General features: G+C 44.6%; 23 protein-coding genes. 19 read left to right on the top strand and 4 right to left on the bottom strand.

Annotated elements, in window-relative coordinates; genetic code table 11:
* The first annotated feature begins 37 nt into the window (after positions 1-37).
* Positions 38-424: a RidA family protein gene (locus ACXAH2_RS12100; RefSeq protein WP_475078808.1), complete on the top strand. Its 387-nt coding sequence runs from the start codon at positions 38-40 to the stop codon at positions 422-424.
* Between the two features lie 81 nt (positions 425-505).
* On the opposite strand, the gene ACXAH2_RS12095 is transcribed toward ACXAH2_RS12100, so the two are convergent.
* Complete coding sequence (locus tag ACXAH2_RS12095) at positions 506-1,348, bottom strand: NAD-dependent epimerase/dehydratase family protein (RefSeq protein ID WP_475078807.1); 843 nt, start codon at positions 1,346-1,348, stop codon at positions 506-508.
* Positions 1,349-1,512: 164 nt separating this feature from the next.
* Between ACXAH2_RS12095 and ACXAH2_RS12090 the strand changes: the two genes are divergently transcribed.
* Both ACXAH2_RS12090 and recG read left to right on the top strand, forming a co-directional pair.
* Positions 1,513-2,418, top strand: a complete 906-nt coding sequence (locus ACXAH2_RS12090) for a hydrogen peroxide-inducible genes activator (protein WP_475078806.1) — start codon at positions 1,513-1,515, stop codon at positions 2,416-2,418.
* Between the two features lie 15 nt (positions 2,419-2,433).
* Entirely contained in the window at positions 2,434-4,515 is a 2,082-nt protein-coding gene (gene recG, locus ACXAH2_RS12085; RefSeq protein WP_475078805.1) for an ATP-dependent DNA helicase RecG, read from the top strand.
* Here the strand turns inward: recG and lrp are convergent.
* The gene (gene lrp, locus ACXAH2_RS12080; RefSeq protein ID WP_475078804.1) at positions 4,512-4,988 is read right to left on the bottom strand and encodes a leucine-responsive transcriptional regulator Lrp; all 477 of its coding nucleotides are present in this window, start codon (positions 4,986-4,988) and stop codon (positions 4,512-4,514) included. The genes recG and lrp overlap by 4 nt on opposite strands.
* A 532-nt stretch (positions 4,989-5,520) precedes the next feature.
* On the opposite strand from lrp, the gene ACXAH2_RS12075 reads away from it, so the two are divergent.
* The 9 genes from ACXAH2_RS12075 to phoR all read left to right on the top strand — a co-directional run bounded on the left by ACXAH2_RS12075 (position 5,521) and on the right by phoR (position 14,695).
* Entirely contained in the window at positions 5,521-6,612 is a 1,092-nt protein-coding gene (locus tag ACXAH2_RS12075; RefSeq protein WP_475078803.1) for an amino acid ABC transporter substrate-binding protein, read from the top strand.
* A 109-nt stretch (positions 6,613-6,721) separates the two neighbouring features.
* Positions 6,722-7,894 (top strand): amino acid ABC transporter permease, encoded by a 1,173-nt coding sequence (locus ACXAH2_RS12070; protein WP_475078802.1) that lies wholly within the window; start codon positions 6,722-6,724, stop codon positions 7,892-7,894.
* A 12-nt stretch (positions 7,895-7,906) separates the two neighbouring features.
* Complete coding sequence (locus tag ACXAH2_RS12065) at positions 7,907-9,007, top strand: amino acid ABC transporter permease (RefSeq protein WP_475078801.1); 1,101 nt, start codon at positions 7,907-7,909, stop codon at positions 9,005-9,007.
* A gap of 25 nt (positions 9,008-9,032) precedes the next feature.
* Positions 9,033-9,812 carry an amino acid ABC transporter ATP-binding protein gene (locus ACXAH2_RS12060; protein ID WP_475078800.1) on the top strand — a complete coding sequence of 260 codons (780 nt, stop codon included), beginning with the start codon at positions 9,033-9,035 and terminating at the stop codon, positions 9,810-9,812.
* A 96-nt stretch (positions 9,813-9,908) separates the two neighbouring features.
* On the top strand, positions 9,909-11,177 hold the full coding sequence (locus ACXAH2_RS12055) for an HDOD domain-containing protein (RefSeq protein ID WP_475078798.1): 1,269 nt from the start codon (positions 9,909-9,911) through the stop codon (positions 11,175-11,177).
* Positions 11,178-11,181: 4 nt separating this feature from the next.
* On the top strand, positions 11,182-11,742 hold the full coding sequence (locus ACXAH2_RS12050; RefSeq protein WP_475078797.1) for a chorismate--pyruvate lyase family protein: 561 nt from the start codon (positions 11,182-11,184) through the stop codon (positions 11,740-11,742).
* The gene (ubiA, locus tag ACXAH2_RS12045) at positions 11,739-12,593 is read left to right on the top strand and encodes a 4-hydroxybenzoate octaprenyltransferase (RefSeq protein WP_475078796.1); all 855 of its coding nucleotides are present in this window, start codon (positions 11,739-11,741) and stop codon (positions 12,591-12,593) included. Before ACXAH2_RS12050 ends, ubiA begins: the two co-directional genes overlap by 4 nt.
* 84 nt (positions 12,594-12,677) lie before the next feature.
* Positions 12,678-13,373, top strand: a complete 696-nt coding sequence (phoB, locus tag ACXAH2_RS12040; protein ID WP_475078794.1) for a phosphate regulon transcriptional regulator PhoB — start codon at positions 12,678-12,680, stop codon at positions 13,371-13,373.
* Entirely contained in the window at positions 13,370-14,695 is a 1,326-nt protein-coding gene (gene phoR, locus ACXAH2_RS12035; RefSeq protein WP_475078792.1) for a phosphate regulon sensor histidine kinase PhoR, read from the top strand. Before phoB ends, phoR begins: the two co-directional genes overlap by 4 nt.
* A gap of 71 nt (positions 14,696-14,766) precedes the next feature.
* Here phoR and ACXAH2_RS12030 read toward each other — a convergent pair whose 3' ends face one another.
* Entirely contained in the window at positions 14,767-15,612 is an 846-nt protein-coding gene (locus ACXAH2_RS12030; RefSeq protein WP_475078790.1) for a response regulator, read from the bottom strand.
* Positions 15,612-16,391, bottom strand: coding sequence for a sulfate transporter CysZ (cysZ, locus tag ACXAH2_RS12025; protein ID WP_475078789.1), 780 nt, complete (start codon positions 16,389-16,391; stop codon positions 15,612-15,614). The genes ACXAH2_RS12030 and cysZ overlap by 1 nt, the downstream gene beginning before the upstream one ends.
* 203 nt (positions 16,392-16,594) lie before the next feature.
* On the opposite strand from cysZ, the gene ACXAH2_RS12020 reads away from it, so the two are divergent.
* The 7 genes from ACXAH2_RS12020 (at position 16,595) to ACXAH2_RS11990 (ending at position 24,722) form a co-directional block, all read left to right on the top strand.
* On the top strand, positions 16,595-18,208 hold the full coding sequence (locus ACXAH2_RS12020) for a peptide ABC transporter substrate-binding protein (RefSeq protein ID WP_475078787.1): 1,614 nt from the start codon (positions 16,595-16,597) through the stop codon (positions 18,206-18,208).
* A 255-nt stretch (positions 18,209-18,463) separates the two neighbouring features.
* The gene (locus tag ACXAH2_RS12015; protein ID WP_475078786.1) at positions 18,464-20,086 is read left to right on the top strand and encodes an ABC transporter substrate-binding protein; all 1,623 of its coding nucleotides are present in this window, start codon (positions 18,464-18,466) and stop codon (positions 20,084-20,086) included.
* 116 nt (positions 20,087-20,202) lie between these two features.
* Positions 20,203-21,123 carry an oligopeptide ABC transporter permease OppB gene (gene oppB, locus ACXAH2_RS12010; RefSeq protein WP_475078785.1) on the top strand — a complete coding sequence of 307 codons (921 nt, stop codon included), beginning with the start codon at positions 20,203-20,205 and terminating at the stop codon, positions 21,121-21,123.
* Between the two features lie 11 nt (positions 21,124-21,134).
* Positions 21,135-22,061, top strand: coding sequence for an oligopeptide ABC transporter permease OppC (gene oppC, locus ACXAH2_RS12005; RefSeq protein ID WP_475078783.1), 927 nt, complete (start codon positions 21,135-21,137; stop codon positions 22,059-22,061).
* A gap of 10 nt (positions 22,062-22,071) precedes the next feature.
* Positions 22,072-23,046, top strand: a complete 975-nt coding sequence (gene oppD, locus ACXAH2_RS12000; protein WP_475078781.1) for an oligopeptide ABC transporter ATP-binding protein OppD — start codon at positions 22,072-22,074, stop codon at positions 23,044-23,046.
* Positions 23,043-24,056 (top strand): murein tripeptide/oligopeptide ABC transporter ATP binding protein OppF, encoded by a 1,014-nt coding sequence (oppF, locus tag ACXAH2_RS11995; RefSeq protein WP_475078779.1) that lies wholly within the window; start codon positions 23,043-23,045, stop codon positions 24,054-24,056. The genes oppD and oppF overlap by 4 nt, the downstream gene beginning before the upstream one ends.
* Before the next feature lie 156 nt (positions 24,057-24,212).
* Positions 24,213-24,722, top strand: coding sequence for a putative pterin-binding protein (locus ACXAH2_RS11990; protein ID WP_475078777.1), 510 nt, complete (start codon positions 24,213-24,215; stop codon positions 24,720-24,722).
* Positions 24,723-24,762: the final 40 nt, after the last annotated feature.

Below are 24,762 nucleotides of genomic sequence, written 5' to 3'. Positions count from 1 at the left end.
AGCCTTCCCCTAAAAAAATATTTAAGGACTGATAACCATGTCAAAACAGATTATTCATACAGATAACGCTCCTGCCGCCATTGGCCCATACTCCCAAGCCGTTCGCGCTGGTAACACAGTTTATATTTCTGGCCAAATCCCTTTGGTTCCTGAAACCATGGAAGTCATCAGTGAAGATATCGTTGAGCAAACCACTCAGGTTTTTAAAAACCTACAAGCGATTTGCGTAGCCGCTGGTGGTTCTTTAGAGCAGGTAGTGAAATTCAATGTTTTCATGACGGATCTAAACAACTTCGCCACGGTAAACGAAGTCATGACGCAATTCGTGAAAGAACCTTATCCTGCGCGTGCGGCAATGGGCGTTCGTGCACTACCAAAAGGCGTACAAGTGGAAATTGAAGGCATCATGGTGCTGGAAGACTAATTCCCCTATAACGAAATGAAAAAAAGAGGCTGTCTATAGCCTCTTTTTTACCTTAAATAAAAGCAGAGCATAGGTTTTCCGTTACAAGCTTGTTTGTAAGTAGGCTTTTATCAGTTCGCGATAACCCACCACATAACTTGGGTACGCTGGCTGCCATCCCTGCTGCAATAAATAATCCGCTTGAATGCGTTTACCGGATTGCGGCATAAAATCATCTGCTGACGCGATTTTCACATCGGCTCCCAATTGCTTCGCTAACCAAAGCTTTACTTCCCACATGGAAACGGGTGTTTGATCTGTCACAATAATATGTTCAGGCAGTGCTTTTTGATCCAGTGCTAGTTGAGCAATCTTATACAAGGCGGAAACCACATCGTCACGATGCACACGGTTGGTCCAACTGTTATCGCCCCAATTTTGCTCTGACTGCACTTTTTTCAATAAAGCATATCGACCGGGACCATAAATGCCTGAACATCGCACCGCCACACTGGAAAAATGTCTCGCTAACAAAGCTTCTGTTGCAAGCAGAACCGATGCTGTTGGACTGCTTGTTTGTGCTTGCGTGTGTTCCGTTATCAATTCTTCCTGTTGACCATAGACACTGGTACTGGAAACAAACACGATGCGTGGTTGCTTAATCGCATCAGGGTACGCCTCTACAATGGCTTGCGCTGTCTCGAAATACGCATGACGATAGCCTTGCTCGCTGCGCTCAGTAGGCGTCATGATTAAAAACACCAAATCTGCCTGCGGAAAAGCCTCTGTAGGTAAGGAGCGCAAGTCACCAGTGATGCCCATCACACCATTGGGGAATTGATGCCCAGAGCGTCGGATGCCCGTCACCTGATGACCATCAGACAACAATAAGGACGCCACACCTGAGCCAAGGTCACCACAGCCTGCAATGCATATCTTTGCCATGTAAATTGCCTATATCAATGTTTATTCTGATCACCTAATCTTAATCTCTCCACACAATCTGTCCATTAAGAATAGGCTGGTAACAAAAATCTACGAGTATACTTTATTAAATTATGTATTATCATAGTTATTAATAATGAATCGTCGAAAGGGCAAGGTAGACTATGACATTAACGGAATTAAAATACATTGTAATGCTGGCCGAAGAGAAACATTTTGGGCGCGCGGCAGACCGTTGTTATGTGTCCCAACCCACTTTAAGCGTGGCCGTCAAGAAACTGGAAGAAGAACTTGGCACTGCTATTTTCGAACGCAGTAAAAGTTCTGTGTACATCACACCAGTAGGCGAACAAATTATCGCTCAAGCCAAACGCGTCCTAGATCAGGCCAATATGATCAAAGAACTGGCCAACTCGGGAAAAAATCAGCTAATGGGCCCGCTTAAAATAGGCGCCATTTTCACCATCGCACCCTATTTATTCCCTGTAATGATCCCGTCTTTAAGCAAACTAACATCGGGGATGCCGCTGATCATAGAAGAAGATCTAACGGAAAACCTGCGCCCTAAGCTGCGTAACGGCGATTTGGATGCCATTATTGTGGCTTTACCTTTCCAAGAACCTGATGTCGTCACTCAACCTATTTATGAAGAAGAATTTGTGGTGCTCATGCCTAAGCATCACCCTTGGACCAAACTGGATGCCATCAATACAGATCAGTTATCCACAGACAACTTATTACTATTGGGCAAAGGGCATTGTTTCAGTGAACAAGTGCAAGAAGCGTGTCCTTTATCAACCGACAACGAAGTTGACGATAACCGTACCGTAGTCAATGGTAGCTCGCTTGAAACCATTCGTTATATGGTATCTTCAGGATTAGGGGTAACCGTATTACCTAAGTCAGCAGCAACAAATATAGATCACTCCATGCTAGAAGTGCGTCCTTTTGTATCACCGGCACCAAAACGAACCGTTGCACTCGCATGGCGAGCAAGTTTTCCGCGCCCGAAAGCCATTGAGGCGGTAAGCCAATCCATTCGTGAAGCCTGTCAGCATCTTAATTTATAGACAGCAAGTAAGACGATGATAGATGGATTAGACACACAGGATGTGCGTGAATTAAAAGGTGTAGGCGAAGCCATGGCAGAAAAACTGGCGCGTATGCACCTGCATACAGTTCAGGATTTATTGTTTCATTTGCCGATTCGATATCAGGACAGAACACGCGTCATGCCTATCGGACAACTAAGCTTTGGGGATGAAGCTGTCATCGAAGGTCATGTCATGAACTGTGAAGTAAAAATGGGCAAACGCCGTAGTTTACTGTGTCGCATTAAAGATCACAGTGGCAGCTTGGGACTTCGCTTTTTCCATTTCTCTGCCGCACAAAAAAAACAACTAGAAGCTGGCAAGCGTGTTCGTTGCTTCGGCGAGTTACGACGAGGCAGCGCTGGCTTTGAAATCTATCACCCAGAATACAAAATAATCAGCGATGAGGAAGGACCACTAGAATCCAATCAGCTCACGCCCATTTACCCTCTTACCGAAGGCGTGACGCAAACTAAGATTCGCCAATTGTGCGAGCAAGCGTTACAACGCCTCACGCCCTATAATTTAAAAGAATGGCTACCAGACGAAATACGTCAGCAATTTAATTTATCTTCTTTATATGACGCCATTCAGTTTTTACACCACCCAATGCGGGACGCCAATTTAGAGCAACTTAAACAAGGATGTCATCCGGCGCAATACCGTTTGTCTTTTGAAGAATTGATGGCCCATCAACTCTCTCTCATTGGTAAGCGTATAAAAGCTAAGCAAGATCGCAGCATTCAGGTAACCAGCGCAGGCCAACTCAGTGAGCAACTGCTGACACAGTTATCCTTCTCGCCAACCAATGCACAACAAAGAGTGTTTCAAGAAATCTTAAAAGATCTGGCCACAGGTCATCCCATGTTACGTTTGGTACAAGGGGATGTGGGTTCAGGTAAAACCCTTGTCGCTGCTCTGGCTACTGCGGCCGTCGTTCAAGCAGGTTATCAAGTGGCAGTGATGGCCCCCACAGAAATCCTTGCCGAACAGCATTATTTAAATTTTACCCAGTGGTTTGAACCTCTTGGCCTTAAGGTGGCCTGGATGACGGGCAAGCTCAAAGGCAAAAGCCGAGAAACCGAACTGCATAAAATCGCCACTGGGGAAGCCCATATTGTGGTCGGTACGCATGCTTTGTTCCAAGAATCAGTTGAGTTTGATCGTTTGGCTCTGGCCATCATTGATGAACAGCATAGGTTTGGTGTTCATCAGCGTATGGCCTTACGGGAAAAAGGCATGAAACACGGTATTCAGCCACATCAGTTAATCATGACGGCGACCCCTATTCCCCGCACGTTAGCCATGTCAGCTTATGCGGATCTGGATTGTTCCATCATAGATGAACTACCACCAGGTCGAACGCCAGTGAATACCATAGTGGTATCCGACCAACGACGCCAAGAAGTTATAGATAGGGTGCAAAATGCCTGTCAGCAAGGTAAACAAGCTTATTGGGTCTGTACTCTGATTGAGGAATCTGAAGCCTTACAATGCCAGGCTGCAGAAGACACAGCACAGATTCTACAAAAGCAATTAGCAGGGCTTAGTATTGGCCTAGTACATGGCCGTCTCAAAGCACAAGAAAAAGCCGACATCATGAGTCGATTTAAAGCTGGTGACATTCAGCTCTTGGTAGCAACGACTGTGATCGAGGTGGGTGTGGATGTGCCCAACGCCAGTTTAATGGTGATTGAAAACCCTGAGCGCCTCGGTTTAGCTCAATTACACCAACTAAGAGGTCGTGTAGGTCGTGGGCAAGCCGCCAGCCATTGTGTCTTGCTCTATAAAGCGCCGCTTGGTCAGCAAGGCAAAACCAGACTGTCTACCATGCGCGAAACCAGTGATGGCTTTAAAATTGCCGAGAAAGATCTAGAGCTACGTGGACCTGGGGAACTATTGGGAACACGTCAAACTGGTTTGTGGGAATTTAAGGTCGCAGACCTGCAAAGAGACAAATCACTGTTGGATGATGTACAACAAGCAGCGGGACTATTATTTCAGCAGTATCCTGAGCATATTCCACCTTTACTAAGTCGCTGGCTGCCGAATCATGCTCAGTATTTAAATGTCTAAGGAATGCTCACCACTGTGGTGTTCTTCACTTCTTCCATCGCCACATAGGTGCGCGACTCTCGAACGTGCGGCAAGGTCAACAAGGTTTCACCAAGCAGCAATCGATACGAATCCATATTAGAGACGCGTGCCTTTAATAGGTACTCAAAATCCCCTGCAATGAGATGACACTCTAGAATTTCAGGAATTTCCGCTACCGCTGTTTTGAATTCATTAAAGCCTTCAGGTGACGTGGTTTTCAAGCGAATTTCAACAAATACCAACAAACCAGCATCAACTTTCTTTGGATTCACTAGGGCACAGTAGCCTGTAATATAACCATTGCGCTCTAATCGACGTACACGCTCTAAACAAGGAGTGGCACTCAAACCAACACGACTTGCCAATTCAACATTGGATAAACGACCGTTTATTTGCAACTCTCTAAGTATTTTTTTGTCCAATCGATCAAGTGGTTTTGTTGAGTTATCCATTTGATATGGATCTCCTTACTAAACTGCTAAGAATGCTTAAGTTTATCATGCAGAGCACAATTTTGGGAAAGCGCTTTATCCAATATATTTTGTAGGGTTTTTATAGCTTGAAAAAGCACCAAAACAAGGCAAAAAAACCATCATGCACAATTCAAGCTCGCCGATTCTGTAAAACGCCCAAAAAAAGAGCAAAGAAAAACCATTGACCACATTTTAAGGCTTTGTTTTTGTTTATTTTTTTCTCTTACATGGCATGGAATTAAAAAATCATACTTAGTCCAAATTTCGACTAATAAAGTGCAAATAATGAGTAAAATACCTTTCACTTTTGACATTTTATCCTTGACTAAGGCGCAAAAGAGTAATTCTATAGGGGGATGTGACGTTCCGTTAGAGGATTCGTCTGCATATCAAGCACAACAAGAATAATTTAATGTTGGCATTATGTTTGCTTCATCGATCAAATAGATTCAAATCTATCAATAAATACAAAGTTACAATATAAATAAAATCGCCTGGGAGGCTCAAGATAATGAATTCTAAATTAATTACGACCGCTGTAGTTGCCGCTGCGGTTGGAGCAGGGATCACCTTTTCACTTGTAGGTGGAGATAATACAGAAACCACACCTGTTGCAGCGACCACCGCTGAAGCGCCTACTTCAACAACCAGCAGTACTCTTAACAATGTGAAAGCGAAAGGTTTTATTCAGTGTGGTGTTAGCCAAGGGGTTCCAGGATTCTCTAATGCTGATGAGTCTGGTAACTGGTCAGGTATCGATGTTGACGCTTGTCGAGCAACAGCCGCCGCTATTTTCGGGGATGCACAAGCCGTCAAATTCACACCGCTTTCAGCGAAAGAGCGTTTCACAGCACTTCAGTCTGGTGAAATTGACATGTTGGCGCGTAACACAACATGGACCTACACTCGTGATACCGCCTTGGGTCTAGACTTCACAGCAGTGAACTTCTATGACGGTCAAGGTTTCATGGTTCGTAAGGATTTAGGTGTCGAGTCTGCATTGGATCTAGATGGTACAACAGTTTGTACTGAGCAAGGTACAACCACTGAGCTAAACATGGCGGATTTCTTCCGCAAACACGAGATGAACTACGTTCCTGTCGTCGTACAGAAAGCAGACGAAGCACTTTCTGCTTATGCATCAGGTCGCTGTGATGTATTCACTACTGATAAATCTGGTCTAGCAGCACATCGTACTAAATTGTCTGATCCAAGTGCGCACATCATTCTTCCAGAAACCATTTCTAAAGAGCCTCTAGGCCCAGTTGTTCGTCACGGCGATAACCAGTGGAAAGACATCGTAACTTGGGCATTGTTCGTACAAGTAAACGCTGAAGAAATGGGCATCAACTCTCAAAACGTTGCTGAAGTCAAAGGCTCTTCAAAAGATCCTGGTATTCTTCGTCTTCTTGGCGCTGAAGGCAACTTGGGCGAGTCTTTAGGTCTAAGTGCTGATTGGGCTTACAATATCATTGCTGAAGTAGGCAACTACGGTGAAGTGTTCGAAAACAACATTGGTCCGAACACACCAGTAGGTTTACCTCGTGGTATTAACAATCTTTGGACTGAAGGCGGCGTAATGTATGCGCCACCAGTTCGTTAATACCCCTTAAACCTATCTAAAAAATTGGCGCAGCCACTTCACTCTATAAGTGTGCTGCGCCATTTCATATCTGATTACATCTGACGAGCATATCACTGCCTTAAACAAGATGAGCGATAATACAAACTCAAATTCAAGCTTCTTGCATGACGCGGGCAATCGAGCCTTAATCTTTCAAGCAGCATTGTTAGTCATTGTAGTTTTTGTTGGCTATTATTTATTCAGCAATCTACAAGCTAACTTACAAACACGCGGAATTTCTACTGGTTTCAGCTTTTTAAATGAACCAGCGGGCTTCCCCATCCTAATTCACCTCATTGAATACACTGAAGCCAACACCTATGGTCGTGCTTTTGTAGTGGCGTTAATCAACACCTTCGTTATTTCCCTAATGGGTATCGTCCTAGCCACCATTATTGGTGTCATTATGGGTCTCGCCCGTTTGTCTAATAATTGGTTGGTGGCACGCTTAGCAACCGTTTACATTGAGACACTGCGTAACTTACCTTTGCTGTTACAAATGTTCTTCTGGTATTTCGCGGTATTGGCCGCTATGCCCCATCCTCGTGACAGTATTATTTTTGGTGATTTCTTCATCAATATGCGCGGTATCTACTCTCCAAATCCTGAGTTCCAAGACGGTTCAAGTATCGTACTGGTCGCTTTTCTTGCTTCTATCGTGGCGTCTTTCTTCATCGTACGCTGGGCAAAAGAACGCCAGAAAAAAACAGGAGATTGGTTCCCCGCTTACTGGGCGTCTTTAGGTACAATTGTCCTTGTGACCTTGATCGCTTTTGCTGCAACTGGCTTCCCTGTTGAGTTTGACCTACCACAGAAAAGCCGCTTTAACGTGACTGGAGGCATGGTATTAGTGCCTGAATTTGTTGCGGTATTAATTGCTTTGTCCACTTACACAGGGGCTTTCATTGCTGAAATTGTAAGAGCCGGTATCTTGTCGGTTAACTGGGGACAAACGGAAGCGTCCCGCTCTTTGGGTTTACCTGACGGCTTAACACAACGTCTAATCGTGTTACCTCAAGCACTGCGCGTTATTATTCCACCACTGACCAGTCAATACTTGAATTTGGCGAAAAATTCGTCATTGGGGGCCGCTATCGCTTACCCTGAGTTGGTCGCAGTGGTAATGGGAACAACCCTGAATCAAACGGGTCAGGCAATTGAAACCATTGGTCTTTGTATGCTGGTTTACGGTTCTTTGAGTTTGTCTATCTCACTCTTTATGAACTGGTATAACAAGCGTATGGCATTAGTTGAACGTTAAGGAGGCAAACTTATGGCGATCGAATTTAAACCATCTCCAAGCCTCCCACCACCGTCTGACGCGGTTGGTCCAGTTGCTTGGATACGTAATAACTTTTTCTCATCACCTTTGAATGTTGTGCTGACTTTGTTCAGCCTATATATCATTTATTTAATTGTTCCACCGGTTGTGCAATGGGGTTTCATTGACGCCACATGGCAAGGCGCTAACAAGACTGCCTGTACGGGCGGTGGTGCCTGTTGGGCCTTTGTCGGGGCCTACTTTGATCAGTTCATGTATGGCTTGTATCCTGAAGAAGAATACTGGCGCATCAACATTGCACTAATCTTATTGGTCGTGCTTATCGGTATGTTTGCCGTTAAATCGATCAACAAGGTATACCTGACGGCTACCATCTTAGTTGTTTACCCAATCGTTGCTTTCATTTTGTTTGCGGGCGGTGTTTTTGGTCTTCCAGTCGTTGAAACATCACTTTGGGGTGGCTTGTTCCTAACAACTCTTCTGGGTGTGGTAGGTATCGTCGCTTCCTTCCCATTAGGTGTAGTATTGGCTTTAGGCCGACGCTCTGACATGCCGATTGTAAAATCAGTGTGTGTGGTTTTCATCGAAACCATTCGTGCTGTACCTTTGATCACTATCTTGTTCATGGCATCGGTGATGATCCCGCTGTTCCTTCCTGATGGAATGAACTTCAACAAGCTATTGCGCGTCTTAATTGGTATCACCCTTTTCTCAGCTGCTTACATGGCCGAGGTAATTCGTGGTGGCTTACAAGCCATTCCAAAGGGTCAATACGAAGCCGCAGACGCAATGGGGTTAACTTACTGGCAATCCATGTGTTTGATCATCTTGCCTCAGGCATTGAAATTGGTTATTCCTGGTATCGTGAACACCTTTATTGGCTTGTTCAAAGACACCACACTGGTTTACATCGTAGGTATGTTCGACTTGCTTGGCCGTATTCAAGCAGCAACACATGACTCCAACTGGTTAGGAACAACTGTGGAGGGTTACGCCTTCGCAGGCTTTGTATATTGGGCTATCTGCTTCGGTATGTCTCGCTACAGCATGGCGGTTGAACGTAAGTTAGATACGGGACACAAGCGGAATTAATTAAGAATTTAGAGGCCTTCATAAAATGACTCAACAAAATATGGCACTTGCCCAACTAGCGCCGGGCGAAGAAGCAATCATTCAATTTACAGATGTAAACAAGTGGTATGGCGACTTTCACGTACTAAAGAACATCAACTTTAGTATTAAGAAGGGTGAACGTATTGTAGTATGTGGACCGTCTGGTTCCGGTAAATCGACAATGACACGTTGTATTAACCGTCTTGAAGAGCACCAAAAAGGCAGTATTCTAGTCGACGGTATCGAAATGAACGATAACCTGAAGAACATTGAAGCCATCCGTAAAGACGTGGGCATGGTGTTTCAGCACTTTAATTTGTTCCCACACCTAACCATTTTAGAAAACCTGACTCTAGCGCCAATTTGGGTTCGTAAGACACCAAAAAAAGAAGCGGAAGAAATGGCAATGCATTACTTGGAGCGCGTAAAAATCGCTAACCAAGCACTGAAGTATCCAGGTCAGCTTTCTGGTGGTCAACAACAACGTGTGGCCATTGCTCGTGGTCTTTGCATGCAACCTCGCATCATGTTGTTCGATGAGCCAACCTCTGCCCTTGATCCAGAAATGATCAAGGAAGTACTGGACGTTATGGTTCAACTTGCGGAAGAAGGCATGACCATGGTGTGTGTAACCCACGAAATGGGCTTCGCAAAAACCGTTGCCGACCGTGTGGTATTCATGGATGCGGGCGAAATTGTCGAAGCGAACAAACCCACTGAGTTCTTCGACAACCCTCAACATGACCGTACACAAATGTTCTTAAGTCAAATTCTCAACCACTAATTCGATCTTTACTAATAAAATCTGTAAGATTGGTAAAAGCCCCTATCATGGGGCTTTTTCAGTTTAATAAATCCTTGTTCTTACAGAGTACTTCATATGGACGTTTCAGCAGAACTACAGCCAATCAATAGACTGCGTGTGGTACATCTAGTGGATCATACAGGACGTTTGCAAGTGATTTTCCCGGAACACCATATGTTAGACATAGCGGCTTTAGCGCGTATTACCAAACGTCGCTTCGAGCCCATCCCCCATTTTAACAGTGATGGCGATCCACTCATCAAACCCAATAGTGTTTCCAGCATCTTGGATGCTAGTATCTTTGAAAGTGAGAATCTGCAAATTCGTCTCAAGTCTGATGGTCCCTATCACGACATCACTAGCGAAGAGCTAAAAGACATGTTTTCAGGCCCTCTTAACCGCTTTGAAAACATTTCCATACCAGTAGACCAAATCAAGCAAGCCGCCAGCAATCATGAGAATGACGAAGAGCAAATTCTTCAAGCACTCGGCCGTTTCCAATCCATTCGTCTAAAACAGCGCTTAGAAGAAACCTTAGAAATCCCCCCCTTACCGGCGTCATCACACAGAATTATTCGCCTATCTACGGATAAAACCGCTGGCACAGACGAACTATGTGAAGTGATTGCACTTGACCCAAGCTTAGCGGCACAAGTCATCAGCTGGGCTTCTTCTCCTTATTATGGCGCTCCAGGAACCATTGAATCCGTCGAAGATGCCATCATACGTGTATTGGGTTATGATATGGTGATGAACTTGGCATTAGGCTTGTCCATGGGCAATGCTTTTCAGACACCTGAAAATGGTCCGAGACATTATGAAAACTTCTGGCTCGACTCGGTTTCCAATGCGGTTCTCATGGAAGCTTTAGTCAAAGTCATGCCCAATGAAGACTGCCCCAAACTAGGCCATGCTTATTTGGCCGGCTTACTACAGAACTTTGGTTATTTAGCCATTAGTAGCATATTACCACCACACTTTTCGATTCTATCACGCTATTTCGAGGCCAATTCTCATTTGGCTACAGAAATTATAGAGATGCAGATTTTGCATTTCACCAAAGAACAACTGGGTTCCTGGTTATTACGTTACTGGAGCTTGCCAGACAATATCTGGACGGCTATTCGCTATAGCAAAAAGCCTCATTATTATGGTGAGCACGCGAAATTAGCCAAACTACTTTATATTTCACACCAACTTCGCCAAGGTTTAGATATAGAACCTTCTATATTATTGGAAGTAGGCATTAGTCTAGAGCAAGCAGAAGCATGTCGTGTTAAGGTATACCAGTCTTCCAGTGAAATTCACAAAATGGTCGCCCTAATCGAAAAAATGAACAGCTGATTTTATGACACGTCTCAATTCGCTTGCTGCCAAGCAATTTGACTATCGCTGGATAGAGGTTCATCGCGCAATAAAAACCAAGGTGCCAAACCATCTTTGGCCTTGGTTGGTCACCAAGCAGTCCCTGACCAGTAAGTTGCGCAGTATTACCAAACTGAGTGTTGAGGTCATCGAAGATGGCTGGGGAACCACAAGCTTAAGAGAAAGACGTAAGCTCAAACTTGGCCCTAGAGCCGCTGTTCGTGTGCGCAGCGTGTTATTAAAGCTGAATGGCGTGACGGTGATTTATGCGCGCTCTATTATTCCTGCTCGCTCGCTGGTCGGTCATTGGCGACAAGTACCTCATCTCAAGAACAAACCTCTTGGTGGTTATTTATTCCAACACAGGACGTTACAGCGCAGTCCGATTGAAATAGCTGAGTTACCTGCCAACATGTTCCCAGATCAAACTGGTAGTGTTTGGGCAAGACGTTCTGTTTTTCATCAATATGGTACTGGTATCTTGGTTAACGAAGCCTTCTTTGACACAATCTCTGATTTCAAATCGCCATTTGGATTATTATGAACAAGCTTAAAGACTACGCCGAGTTAACTCGCTTCAATCGTCCCATCGGCTCCTTATTATTATTGTGGCCAACCTTGTGGGCCATTTGGCTAGCGGCGGACGGACAACCAGATTGGTCGATTGTGATTATTTTCATAATGGGCGTTTTTAGCATGCGTTCGGCTGGCTGTGTGATTAATGATTATGCGGATCGAAAAGTGGATGGCCATGTAGAGCGAACCAAAAACCGTCCTATACCATCGGGCCGTGTTAGCGCCAATGAAGCGTTGATTTTATTCATTGTATTGGCCTTAGCCAGCTTTATTCTGGTGCTGCTTACCGATAAACAAACCATACTTTTGTCCTTTGTTGGCTTGGGGTTAGCGGCTCTCTATCCATTCATGAAGCGCTATACTCATCTGCCTCAACTCTTCTTAGGACTGGCCTTTTCTTGGGCTATTCCCATGGCCTATAGCGCTCAAGGTGGCCATTTAAACGACCCTCTCTTGTGGATGCTATTCTTAGCAAATTGCCTTTGGACGATTGCATATGACACCTATTACGCTATGACGGATCGTCCTGATGATTTAAAAGTCGGCATCAAATCCACCGCCATCTTATTTGGTCAGTATGATCTTTTGGTGATTCTTTGTTTACAAGCTTTAACGCTTTCTCTTTTGACATGGGTGGGCTTCTTCGCGACACTGGGTTGGCCATATTTCGTCGCATTATTGATATGTATTTGGTTGTTTTACAAGCAATATCAGCAGGCAAAAGACAGGCAAAGACAAGCCTGTTTTCACTCTTTCCTAGACAACAACCGTATTGGTGTTTGCGTCTTTATCGGCATAGTAACCAGCTATTTTGTGTAAAATGTGGCAAACATATGACACTTTAACTAAATTGTCATAATTGATCGCTTTAATTAAACCGTTCCTGAGATGAGGGTGAATCCTGTGACCGGTAAGAAAGTACTAATTATTGATGATGAGTCTTCCATACGCGAAATGATTGCCATTGCCTTAGAAATGGCAGGATACGAGTACATGGAAGCAGAAAACATTCAGCAAGCCCATGAAATCATAGTGGATCATAGACCCGATTTGATTTTGGTTGACTGGATGATGCCTGGCGGCAGTGGCATTGAATTGACACGACGTCTCAAAAAAGACAGCACGACAGCGGAAATACCTGTCATCATGCTGACAGCAAAAAGTGAAGAAGACAATAAAATTCAAGGTTTAGAAGTGGGAGCGGACGATTACATTACCAAACCTTTTTCACCTCGTGAATTGGTTGCTCGACTAAAAGCAGTTTTACGTCGTGCTACGCCACAGGGCATTGATGAACCCATTGAAGTAGAAGGTCTAACACTTGACCCAATCAGTCAACGAGTCACTATTGGAGCCCGTCCATTGGACATGGGGCCGACAGAATATCGTTTGCTGAAGTTCTTAATGACGCATCAAGAACGCGCTTATTCAAGAGCACAATTATTGGATCAAGTCTGGGGTGGTAATGTCTATGTAGAGGAGCGCACAGTCGATGTACACATACGTCGTTTGCGAAAAGCCATTGGCAATAGCCATGATTTCTTGATTCAAACCGTGCGGGGCACTGGCTACCGCTTTTCAGCAAAAAGGTCGGCATGAAAACCATCTGGCAAAACACCATTATTTCTTGGCTAGCAGGCTTTATTGCCTGCGCTGTAATCGGATATATATTAGGCCATTTTTTAGGTGTTTTGCTGCTCTATACATTGGGCACTTTATACTGGCAAATGTACCAACTCTATCAGTTCCATAACTGGTTACGTCATTCTGGTCGTGCCGCGCCACCAGAATCTAACGGTATTTGGGGCGAAGTGTTTGATGCCGTATATCGTTTACAAAAGAAACAACGCAAATCCAAACGTCGTATGCGCCAAGCTTTAACCCGTATTGAGAGCTCCACCAGCGCCTTGAAAGAAGGCGTCATTATGGCTGACAATCAGGGAAATTTAGAATGGTGGAATAACTCAGCGGCGCATTTTTTAGGCCTGATGCGACCGGTTGACCGCGGCCAAGTTATTACCAACATAGTGCGCAGTCCTGAGTTTTTCCGATACTTTACGCAAAAACGTTTCGGCGAACCCCTGATAATCAAATCCCCCGCAAAAGATGGCGTATACTTGGAAATCCAAACCACCCTTTACGACAAAAACGATCACCTTATTTTTATTCGTGATATCACCCGTCTACATTTGTTAGAGCAGATGCGTAAAGACTTTGTTGCCAACGCTTCACACGAACTCAAAACCCCTCTGACGGTAATAAAAGGCTATGTTGAAACCCTAGATATGTTTAAGGATACACTGCCCAAAAGTATGCAGAAAGGCATAGTAAATATGGCAGAACAATCCGAACGCATGGAACAACTGATCGAAGACTTGCTGCTTTTATCGCGTCTAGAAAGCGATGACAAACGAGAAGAAAATCAGTGGCATAAAGTAGCCGAGATTATCGATTCTATTGTCAAAACCACAACCCCCATTTTGTCAGCACAGCACAAACTGACAACCCAAATTGCTAACGATGCACGTATTTATGGTTCCTATAAAGAGTTGTACAGTGCTTTTTCAAACCTGATTGTAAATGCCGTGAAATACTCGCCTGACGGCGGCGAAATTGAAATAAAATGGGAATCGAGTGAACTCAATGGCATCTTTTCTGTAAAAGATCAGGGCTTAGGAATCGACCCAAGGCATATTCCACGTCTAACCGAACGTTTTTTCCGGGTTGATAAAGGTCGTGGCTCAAAAACCGGGGGCACAGGCTTAGGACTGGCGATTGTGAAGCACGTGTTATTGCATCATGACGCGAAACTACAAATCCGCAGTTTACCTGGTGCAGGCAGTACTTTTTCCTGTCATTTCCCGGCCAATCGCGTGCGCAAAGACGTGATTGAGGGTGCAACTTCTTCCAATGTAGAGTAGTTTTACACTGACTATTTCAATAAAAAAGGTGCTCATTGAGCACCTTTTTTATTGCTGCAAACACCTAAGAATCAAAGATGCTCGAATAAACTCTTAATGAAGGCTTCTTTGTCTGCGTCTTGGTCTATCAAACGCAGCATCACCGTTAGAAAAGTCGAATCTGGTCTCTTTTCCGTGGTGGCGACCGACTCGACATAATAGTTCAAACGATTAACGGCACCTTTGTGTTCCAAATCTAATACAGCTTGTCCTAACACTTGTGGCACCACATCGTCACTCTTGATCAACATGGTTGCTTCTTGCTTACTGAATTTGATTACCATGCAACGAAATTGCTTGTTCTCAAAGCGTACTAGGGTTGGAATTTTAACGTCTTTGATACTGACTTCAGGCTCAGTGGGATTAATGATTTTTGAGCCTTGTGAAGTGATTTTTGAAGCGCCTCCCATCAACACATCAATGGATGCAGCCGCAATGCCTTGGGATGAACCAGTAGCGGCTTTAGGCTTCTGTGCTGTTAATTGTGACGACAATTTATGCTTCTTGGCCGCTGCAAATACTTTGTTGACCAATTGCTCACCAGAGAACGGCTTACCTAAGTAATCCGTCACACCGGCCTGCACCGCTTCCACGACGTGATTTTTATCACCACGGCTGGTAATCATGACAAATGGCACATCTTCTTTTTTATATTTAGGCTGTTCACGGCACCATTTGAGCAGTTCCACACCTGTCATTTCAGGCATTTCCCAGTCACACAAGACCATGTCAAATTGCGTTTTATTGAGCAGCTGTTGCGCTTTGCGCCCATTCACCGCGTCTTCAATTTCCACCGCAGGAAACTGCTTGCGCAAGGTACGACGAATCAAATCTCGCGTAAATGACGCATCATCAACCACCAAAATTTTAAGCGACATTATTTCATTCCATTTTGAGAGTTTAACAACGCAGAGAAATCTCCATTCTCTACCCTAAAGATGGACACCCATAATAAAGTCGCTGCCACAACAGCAATCGGCATCACAAACAAATTAAACAGCGGAATGGTCAATGACACCATAACAATACCGCCAAAAGTCCAACAGAGTAAGGGCTTACTTCTTAGCGCCATGCGCATGTCGTAAAAAGCCACTTTATTGTTGTCGAAAGCATAATCCATGTACTGTAATGCCAGCATCCAAGCTGAAAACAACAATAACAGAACAGGCGCGATGACATTCACTAAAGGAATGAAAGACAAAACTAATAACAGCAAAAAGCGAGGTACAAAGTAAAGAATTTTTTGCATTTCTCGCTGTAAACTACGACCAATAGTCGACACAATCACACTAAAAGTCAGCGCTTCGTCAAACACCTTACCTGTGGTTTTTTCTTCTACTTTCTCAGCTAAAAATGCCATAAAAGGCGCAGCCAAAATATTGACCCCAACAGAGAAACTATAAAACAACAGCACAGCGATGACGGCCCCAAAGATCAAATCCACCAACCAGCTAATAAAAGATAGCCAATCCGGTAAGTATCCCATTGCCCAATTCAACAAATCTTGGAAATAACTAAAGGCCACCATGTAAATCAGTGCCATGAGTAATAAGTTTGCTAGTAAAGGCGCCAAAATAAACAAACGTAACTCTTTAGAAACGATTAAGGGGAAGGCTTTTAAAAAGGCACCTGCAGCTTTGAAAGGTTGGGTAATCACAATATTTCGACTCTATCTGTCTGACGCTTCAATCAAAGCTGAGAATATCACGAGGGCTGACAGGTCTCCACATTTACGAGACGTATAGAGCAATACGAAATTTCGATTGTGACCTTTTGCTAGTTGATGAACCATCAAAACTTAAGGACGAACCAAGCGCCTCACCATTATAAAGGCATCTGCAAAACAAATAAGGGAACACTATGAACGTTAAAAAGATATTTCTCGTAGCCGCGATTTTTACAGGGTCACTGTCTTGTTTATCCATCCAAGCTGCCGATGTACCTGAAGGCATAACCCTTTCACCAATACAAGAAATTGTCCGTAACGGTGGACAAGAACCTACATCGATCGATCCGCAACTCATTCAAGAAGACGCAGGTTGGATCAGAGCATACGATTTGTTCGAGGGGCTTTACAGCCAAGATTCTGAGGGTTATTTAGAGCCGGGAGTCGCTACCAGTTACAAGGTAAATAAAGACAATACTGTTTATACCTTTAGCCTACGCAAAGATGCAAAATGGTCGAATGGCGACCCCGTTACTGCCCACGATTTCGTTTATGGTTTCCAACGTGCGGTCGATCCTAAAACGGCTTCTCCTTACGCTTGGTATATGCAAATCCCGTCAATCGTCAACGCGGATAGCATTATCGACGGCAAACTCGCGCCTTCTGAGCTTGGGGTTACAGCACTTGACGACTACACGTTCCAAGTAACGCTTGAACGTCCTGTTCCGTACTTTATGAAAATGATTACATATCCAACCATGTTTCCTGCTCCGAAAAAAACCATCGAGAAATGGGGAGATGCTTGGACCAAGCCTGAACACATTGTCTCCAATGGCGCGTATGTACTGGACTCATGGAACATTAACGAAAAAATGGTCCTCAAACGCAACAAACTTTACTGGAACAATGATGCCACAGTAATTAATAAAGTGTCATATTTGCCCATCCCAATGGGAAGTGCGCAACTGAAACGTTATCAAGCCGGCGACATGGATGTTGCAGGGTACCCATTAAATCTGTACAAAAAAATTCAGAAGGATTACCCAGGTGAAGTGCGTATCGATCCAATGCTCGGTATCTACTACTATATTTTCAATACTGAGGTACCTCCTTTCAACAACGTGAAAGTGCGCAAGGCGTTATCTTATGCAATCAATCGAGAAGTGATCACCAAATACGTATTAGGCACAGGCCAGTTGCCAGCATACGGTTTCGCGCCTACAGCCGTCAGTGGCTACACTCCTCCAAAACTTGATTACTCGACTTGGACTCAGGAAGAACGCAACAAAAAAGCCAAAGCCTTACTAGCAGAAGCTGGTTACTCTAACACCAACCCTCTTAGTTTCACCCTCCTATATAACACAAATGAGCTACACAAAAAGCTAGCGATCGCCATTGCTGCCATGTGGAAAAAGACCCTTGGTGTGAAAGTGACATTAGAGAATCAAGAATGGAAAACGGCCCTTTCCACCATGAGCGCCGGAAACTTCCAAGTTGGACGATATGCTTGGATCAGCGACTACAACGAAGCGTCCAGCACGCTTGATGTATTAACCTCAGGACACGGTAATAACTACGGTCATTACAAACGTCAGGCATACGACAAACTGATGAATCAGTCCCGCACCATGACAGACCCAACATCGCTTTACCATCAGGCTGAGAAAATTGCTATTGAAGAGGATATGGCCATTGCTCCTATCTATCAATACACTTCAACTCGGTTGGTTAAACCTTATGTAGGTGGCTATAACCCAAATTCACAAGACGTAGTATATACACGCAACCTTTATATTAAGGCACATTAATCCAACAAGGGTCTGATGCACTAAACCATTCAGGCCCTTGTTTTATCAATGCTTTTACTCGTTATCATCCAAAAACACCTAGCACGAAACACGTCGTAGTTTTACGAAACGTATAGCTCGATTCGTTATTTCGATTGTGACGGTTTAACAATTGTAGAACTATAAAAACTCAGGATAAGCACAGGTTAATTTTTCTCAATGAGGCTTATCAAACAGTATAAAAAAGCTACCATAGAAAACACTAAGGAACCTTTTATGAAACTCAAACAGTCGATCATTGCCAGCGCGGTTCTCACCGCTGTATTAGGCGCGACCTACGTTCAAGCCGCAAAAGTACCAGAAGGGGTAAAACTTGCAGCGGTACAAGAAATTGTAAAAGGCGGTGAGTCTGAACCAGCAACGCTTGACCCACAGAAAATGCAGGGCACACCAGGGTCTCTACGTGCTCGTGATTTGTTTGAAGGACTTTTTAACGAAGATGGCGACGGCAACCTAATTCCAGGTGTGGCGACCAGTTACGACGTGAACAAAGACAATACGGTTTACACCTTCCACCTACGTGACAATGCAAAATGGTCGAATGGCGATCCGGTCACAGCAGAAGATTTTGTCTTCGCATTTCAACGCCTTGTCGATCCAAAAACAGCAGCTGATTACGCTTGGTTTGCAGAACTGCCAGGTATGATCAACGCAACTGACATCATCAATGGTAAGAAACCCGCGACCGATCTAGGTGTAGAAGCAGCTGACGATTACACTTTTGTCGTTCGTCTTGAAAAGCCGAATACTTACTTCCCCAAAATGACCATTCACCAATCATTGTTCCCAGCACCCAAAAAAGTGATTGAAAAATGGGGAGATGATTGGACAAAACAAGAGCATATTGTATTTAACGGTGCTTACACTCTAGACCAATGGAATGTAAATGAAAAAATGGTTTTGGTACGTAACCCTAAGTACTGGAACGACAAAGAGACCGTGATCAACAAGGTGACTTACCTGCCAATTTCTGACGTATCCGTCGAATTCAAACGCTATCAAGCAGGTGAAATGGATGTTACCTCCTATTCAGGTATCCCGACGAACCGTTACAAGCAACTTATGAAAGAGACGCCTGACGAAGTTCATATTACCCCACAGCTCGGCACTTACTACTACCTATTCAACACAACCAAAGCGCCATTTGACGACGTCCGTGTTCGTAAAGCGCTATCCTATGCAATTGATCGCGATATCATTACCAAATATGTGATTGGGACAGGTGAAGTGCCGTCCTACGGTTTCACGCCAGATATCGTAAACGGTTTCCAACCTGTTACTCCAGAATATGCAAAGTGGACCCAGGCAGAACGCAATGAGAAAGCAAAGGCATTACTAACAGAAGCAGGTTTTGGCCCATCTAACCCTCTGTCCTTCCCATTGCTGTACAACACAAACGAACAACATAAGAAAATTGCCGTTGCAATCGCTTCAATGTGGAAGAAAAACCTCGGTGTGACAGCAACGCTTGAAAACCAAGAATGGAAAACCTACCTAGACTCTCGTAACACTCAGAACTTCTCAGTGTCGCGTGCAGGCTGGATTGGTGATTACAACGAAGCTTCGACTTTCTTACAAATTCTAACCTCTACTGCGGGCAGTAACGATGGTAAGTACAGCAATCCTAAGTACGATGAGCTAATGAATACAGCGTCATCAATGCATGACCCTTCTGATAACTACACCAAAGCAGAAGACATCCTAATCAACCAAGATATGGCAGTAGCGCCTATCTATACCTACATAACCAAGCGTTTGGTGAAGCCATATGTCGGCGGATACATGCCTAACCCAGAAGACAATACCTACACTCGCGATCAATACATAATTGCCCACTAAGGTCGTTGCTCTGCGTCGTCACTCAGCGTTATACGCTGGGTGACTTTATGCTTATACGTTTCAAACGCTGGTAATAACCTGACGTTGGAATCAGTCTATTACCTCGGAATAAAAATATGCTTTCACTTATACTCAAACGCATTTTAGAGGCCATACCAACACTGCTGGTGTTGATCACCATCTCCTTTTTCTTGATGCACATCGCGCCAGGCAGTCCATTGACGACCGAACGTGGTTTGCCACCTGAAATCATGGCCAATATCGCTGCGAAATATCATTTGGATGAACCTATTACATCACAGTATTTACGCTACCTTTGGAACGTATTACAAGGTGACCTCGGCGCCTCTTTTGTTCACAAAGACTTCACCATTAATGAGCTCGTCGCGCAAAGCTTCCCAGTATCAGCCGAAATCGGCGTTTGGTCGTTTATTGTTGCCGTATTCATTGGAGTGAGCTGTGGTATCTATGCTGCGTTGCGTCAGAACTCATGGATAGATTACAGCGTCATGGCCTTTGCGAACTTGGGTATTGTGTTACCTAATTTTGTATTGGCACCTCTTTGTATCCTTCTTTTTTCCATCTATTTGCAATGGCTTCCTTCAGGTGGTTGGAACGACGGCGCTTGGCCATACTTGATCATGCCCGTCATCGCCATGTCCACCAGTTACATCGCGCAGATAGCACGTATTACACGCGGTAGCATGATAGAAACCATGCATTCCAATTTCATCCGTACTGCAAGAGCCAAAGGTCTCCCTGGCTACAAAATCGTCCTTCAACATGCGCTACGACCTGCAATTGTGCCTGTACTTTCTTATTTAGGTCCTGCGTTTGTCGGCATTATTACTGGTTCCGTGATTGTCGATGTGTATTTCAGTACCGGCGGTATCGGACAGCACTTTATTAACGGCGCCATCAACCGTGATTACCCAATGGTGATGGCGGTCACCATTCTAATTGGTGCTCTAACCATCTTATTTAATGCCGTCGTCGACATTCTTTACGCGTTGATCGACCCGAAAATTCGTTACTAGGTAACTTTGTTATGATTACAATGAAAGACAAAGCAGACGTCGTGGAGTCCTTTGCCGAACAAGTCGTCGAAGTAGAAGGACGAAGTCTATGGCAGGACGCGCGTCGTCGATTTTTCTCCAATCACGCGGCGGTTGCTAGCCTGATCATTTTGGGCTTGATCGCTCTTATTTCACTATTTGGCCCCCTTCTAAGTCAATGGAATTATGACGACATCGACTGGGAAGCCTTAGCCGACATAGCCACATTAGGTCGCCCTAACATAGAGAATGGCCACTATTTCGGAACCGACCCCCTCGGACGTGACATCTTCGTTCGAACCATGCAAGGCGGTCAAATTTCCCTAATGGTCGGCCTTATGGGTAGTCTCGTTGCCATTGTTATCGGCACCTTATATGGCGCGACTTCAGGATACTTAGGCGGACGTATCGATAGCATGATGATGCGCGCGCTTGAGATCCTAAATTCCTTTCCTTTTATGTTCTTCGTCATCATTATGATGACGTTATTTGGTCGTCATATCGTTCTTATCTTCGTCGCCATTGGCGCCATCTCGTGGTTAGACATGGCAAGGATTGTTCGTGGACAAACATTAAGCCTAAAAAACAAAGAGTACATAGAAGCGGCTCATGCCTGTGGCGTTTCGACCTTCAATATTATTCTGCGTCACATTGTCCCGAATGTATTGGGTATTGTGGTGGTGTACGCCACCCTTCTAGTACCCAACATGATCTTGTTGGAATCCTTCATCAGCTTCTTAGGGTTAGGAGTACAGGAGCCTATGACCAGCTGGGGAGCATTGATTTCTGAAGGTGCCGTCAATATGGAAGTCGCGGTCTGGCAATTAGCTTGGCCACTGGGATTCTTAGTGGTCACCCTATTCTGTTTTAACTTCCTCGGCGACGGTTTACGCGACGCCCTTGATCCAAAAGACCGTTAAGGAGGTAACCGTGAGCTTATTAGATGTTAAAAATTTACGTGTTAACTTTGGGACGCCAGACGGTTACGTTACGGCGGTTAACAATCTGAATTTCTCTCTAAAACAAGGAGAAAATCTAGGTATCGTTGGCGAATCTGGATCCGGAAAAAGCCAGACAGCGTTTGCCTTGATGGGACTGTTGGCTAACAATGGTCTGATTGAAGGAGAAGCTCTTTTCGAAGGAGAAAATATTCTCCGCTACGATGAGAAAGCAATGAATCGCATTCGTTCGAAAGAAATTGCCATGATCTTCCAAGACCCAATGACCTCACTTAACCCTTATATGAAAGTGGGTAAGCAGTTAATTGAAGTCTTGACGCTGCATAAGGGAATGAGCAAGGCCGACGCTTTTGAAGCAGCAGTAAAGATGCTCGATGCGGTTAAAATGCCGGAAGCACGCAAACGCATGAACATGTATCCGCACGAATTTTCTGGCGGTATGCGCCAACGTGTGATGATCGCCATGGCACTACTTTGTCAGCCAAAATTATTGATTGCTGACGAGCCAACAACGGCACTTGATGTAACGGTACAAGCACAGATTTTGACCTTGTTGAATGAACTGAAAAACGACTTCAACACCTCCATCATCATGATCACCCACGATCTGGGTGTGGTGGCAGGCTTATGCGACAAGGTGTTGGTGATGTACGCAGGACAAACCATGGAATATGGCTCTACTGAAGATGTTTTCTATCAACCTACCCATCCTTATACCAAAGGGCTATTAAAAGCTATCCCAAGGTTAGACAGTGAAGACGAGGAACTTGCGACCATCGCCGGCAATCCACCTAACCTCTTAAATATGCCAAGCGGTTGCCCTTTCCAAGCCCGCTGCGAGTACGCAGAAGCTCGCTGCGCACAAGAGTCACCTGTGTTGCAAGAATATCAAACGGGCAAATTACGCGCTTGCCATAAAGCGGTTGATTGGGACCTTGTATCATGAGTGAAGACGCAAAGATGAAACCTTTAATGCAAGTCACGGACTTGAAAGTCCATTTTAATAGTAAAGCTGACAACGCTTGGCCCTGGACCAAAGCCAAAGCACTGAAAGCTGTGGATGGAGTAAACCTGTCCATTTATGCTGGGGAAACCTTAGGTGTGGTGGGAGAATCCGGCTGTGGTAAATCCACCTTAGCACGCGCTTTGCTGCGTCTTGTACCCATTACCCAAGGAGATGTAGTCTGGTTGGGTGAGAATTTGACCGAGCTAGACAAGAAGCAAATGCGAGCGAAGCGTCAAGAATTGCAGATGATCTTCCAGGATCCGCTGGCGTCCCTCGATCCGCGTATGACAGTCGGCGATATCATTGCCGAGCCTTTACAAACCTTCCAGCCTCAGTTGAGCAAGCAAGAAGTAAAGCAACAAGTGCGTGAAATGATGGCCAAGGTTGGATTATTGCCAAACGTCATCAACCGTTATCCACATGAGTTTTCAGGTGGTCAGTGTCAGCGTATAGGCATCGCCCGCGCCTTGATTCTCAAGCCTAAGTTGGTGGTTTGTGACGAGCCTGTTTCAGCGCTGGATGTGTCGATTCAAGCTCAGGTTGTGAATCTGTTGAAAGACTTACAGAAGGAAATGGGCTTATCTCTGGTTTTTATCGCCCATGATTTAAGTGTGGTAAAACACATTTCGGATCGTGTGTTGGTCATGTATCTTGGCAATGCGGTTGAACTGGCCGATAAGCATGACTTGTATGATAACCCTCAGCACCCCTATACCAAGGCATTGTTATCGGCGGTGCCAGCGCCAGATCCTAAAGTAGAACGCAACAAACGCATTCAGTTATTACCTGGAGACCTGCCTTCACCTATCAACCCACCGTCTGGCTGTGTATTTCGAACCCGTTGTCCAAGTGCAACGGAACAATGTGCGCAGAACAAGCCCTTTCTAGTAAACATCAGTGATGCGTCCAGTCATCAGGCCGCCTGCTCACGTTTGGCTGAGTTAGCCTAGCGCTTGTTTCTATAAGGTATGATAAAACCGCCGAAGAAGGCGGTTTTCTATGAAAAATAGCGCTTAAACTAGTATTTTTACAGCATTCTTGATAATTTCAACAATGTGTAAGCAATAGTCAACTCTCTGTTCCAAGGATTTTTTATGAGGTCATGTATGAATTCAGCCAGTCGTTTGTTTATCATCTTATTTGGCTGTCTTTCTTCATTCACAATGGCTCTCGATACGCCTACTCAACACGTCATTCTCACCGTATCTGGGGATATGGACAATATTTTGCAAGATTCTCAAGCGAAATTTGATCTGCCTATGCTCGAAGCCTTACCACAATATTCTGTCACCACAAACAACCCTTGGACCAAGGGTCTGCATACTTATCGAGGCTTCTCTGCGATTGACTTATTGGCCGCACTCAATGCCAACGGTGAAATGTTGGAAGTCACCGCATTAAATCAATACATGACCAGAGTGCCTGTCAGGGATTTTGTCGAACATGGAGCCATTTTCGCCACCCATAGAGACGGTGTACCAATGAGTATTCGTAATCTAGGTCCTATTATGCTGATTTACCCCTTTGACCAAAATAAAAGTCTCAAATCAGAAGTCTATTTTGGCCGCTCTATTTGGCAAATCAAACACATTAAGATCGTATCCACTTCGGAGTAAATCTGGTGCCTAAATCAAAAGGATTAAATTGGCTTTCTCG

The sequence above is a fragment of the Marinomonas sp. ABL3_031 genome (assembly GCF_056161265.1).
The sequence above is the reverse complement of the archived record's forward strand: the minus strand, read 5'-3'. Positions and strand labels throughout refer to the sequence as shown.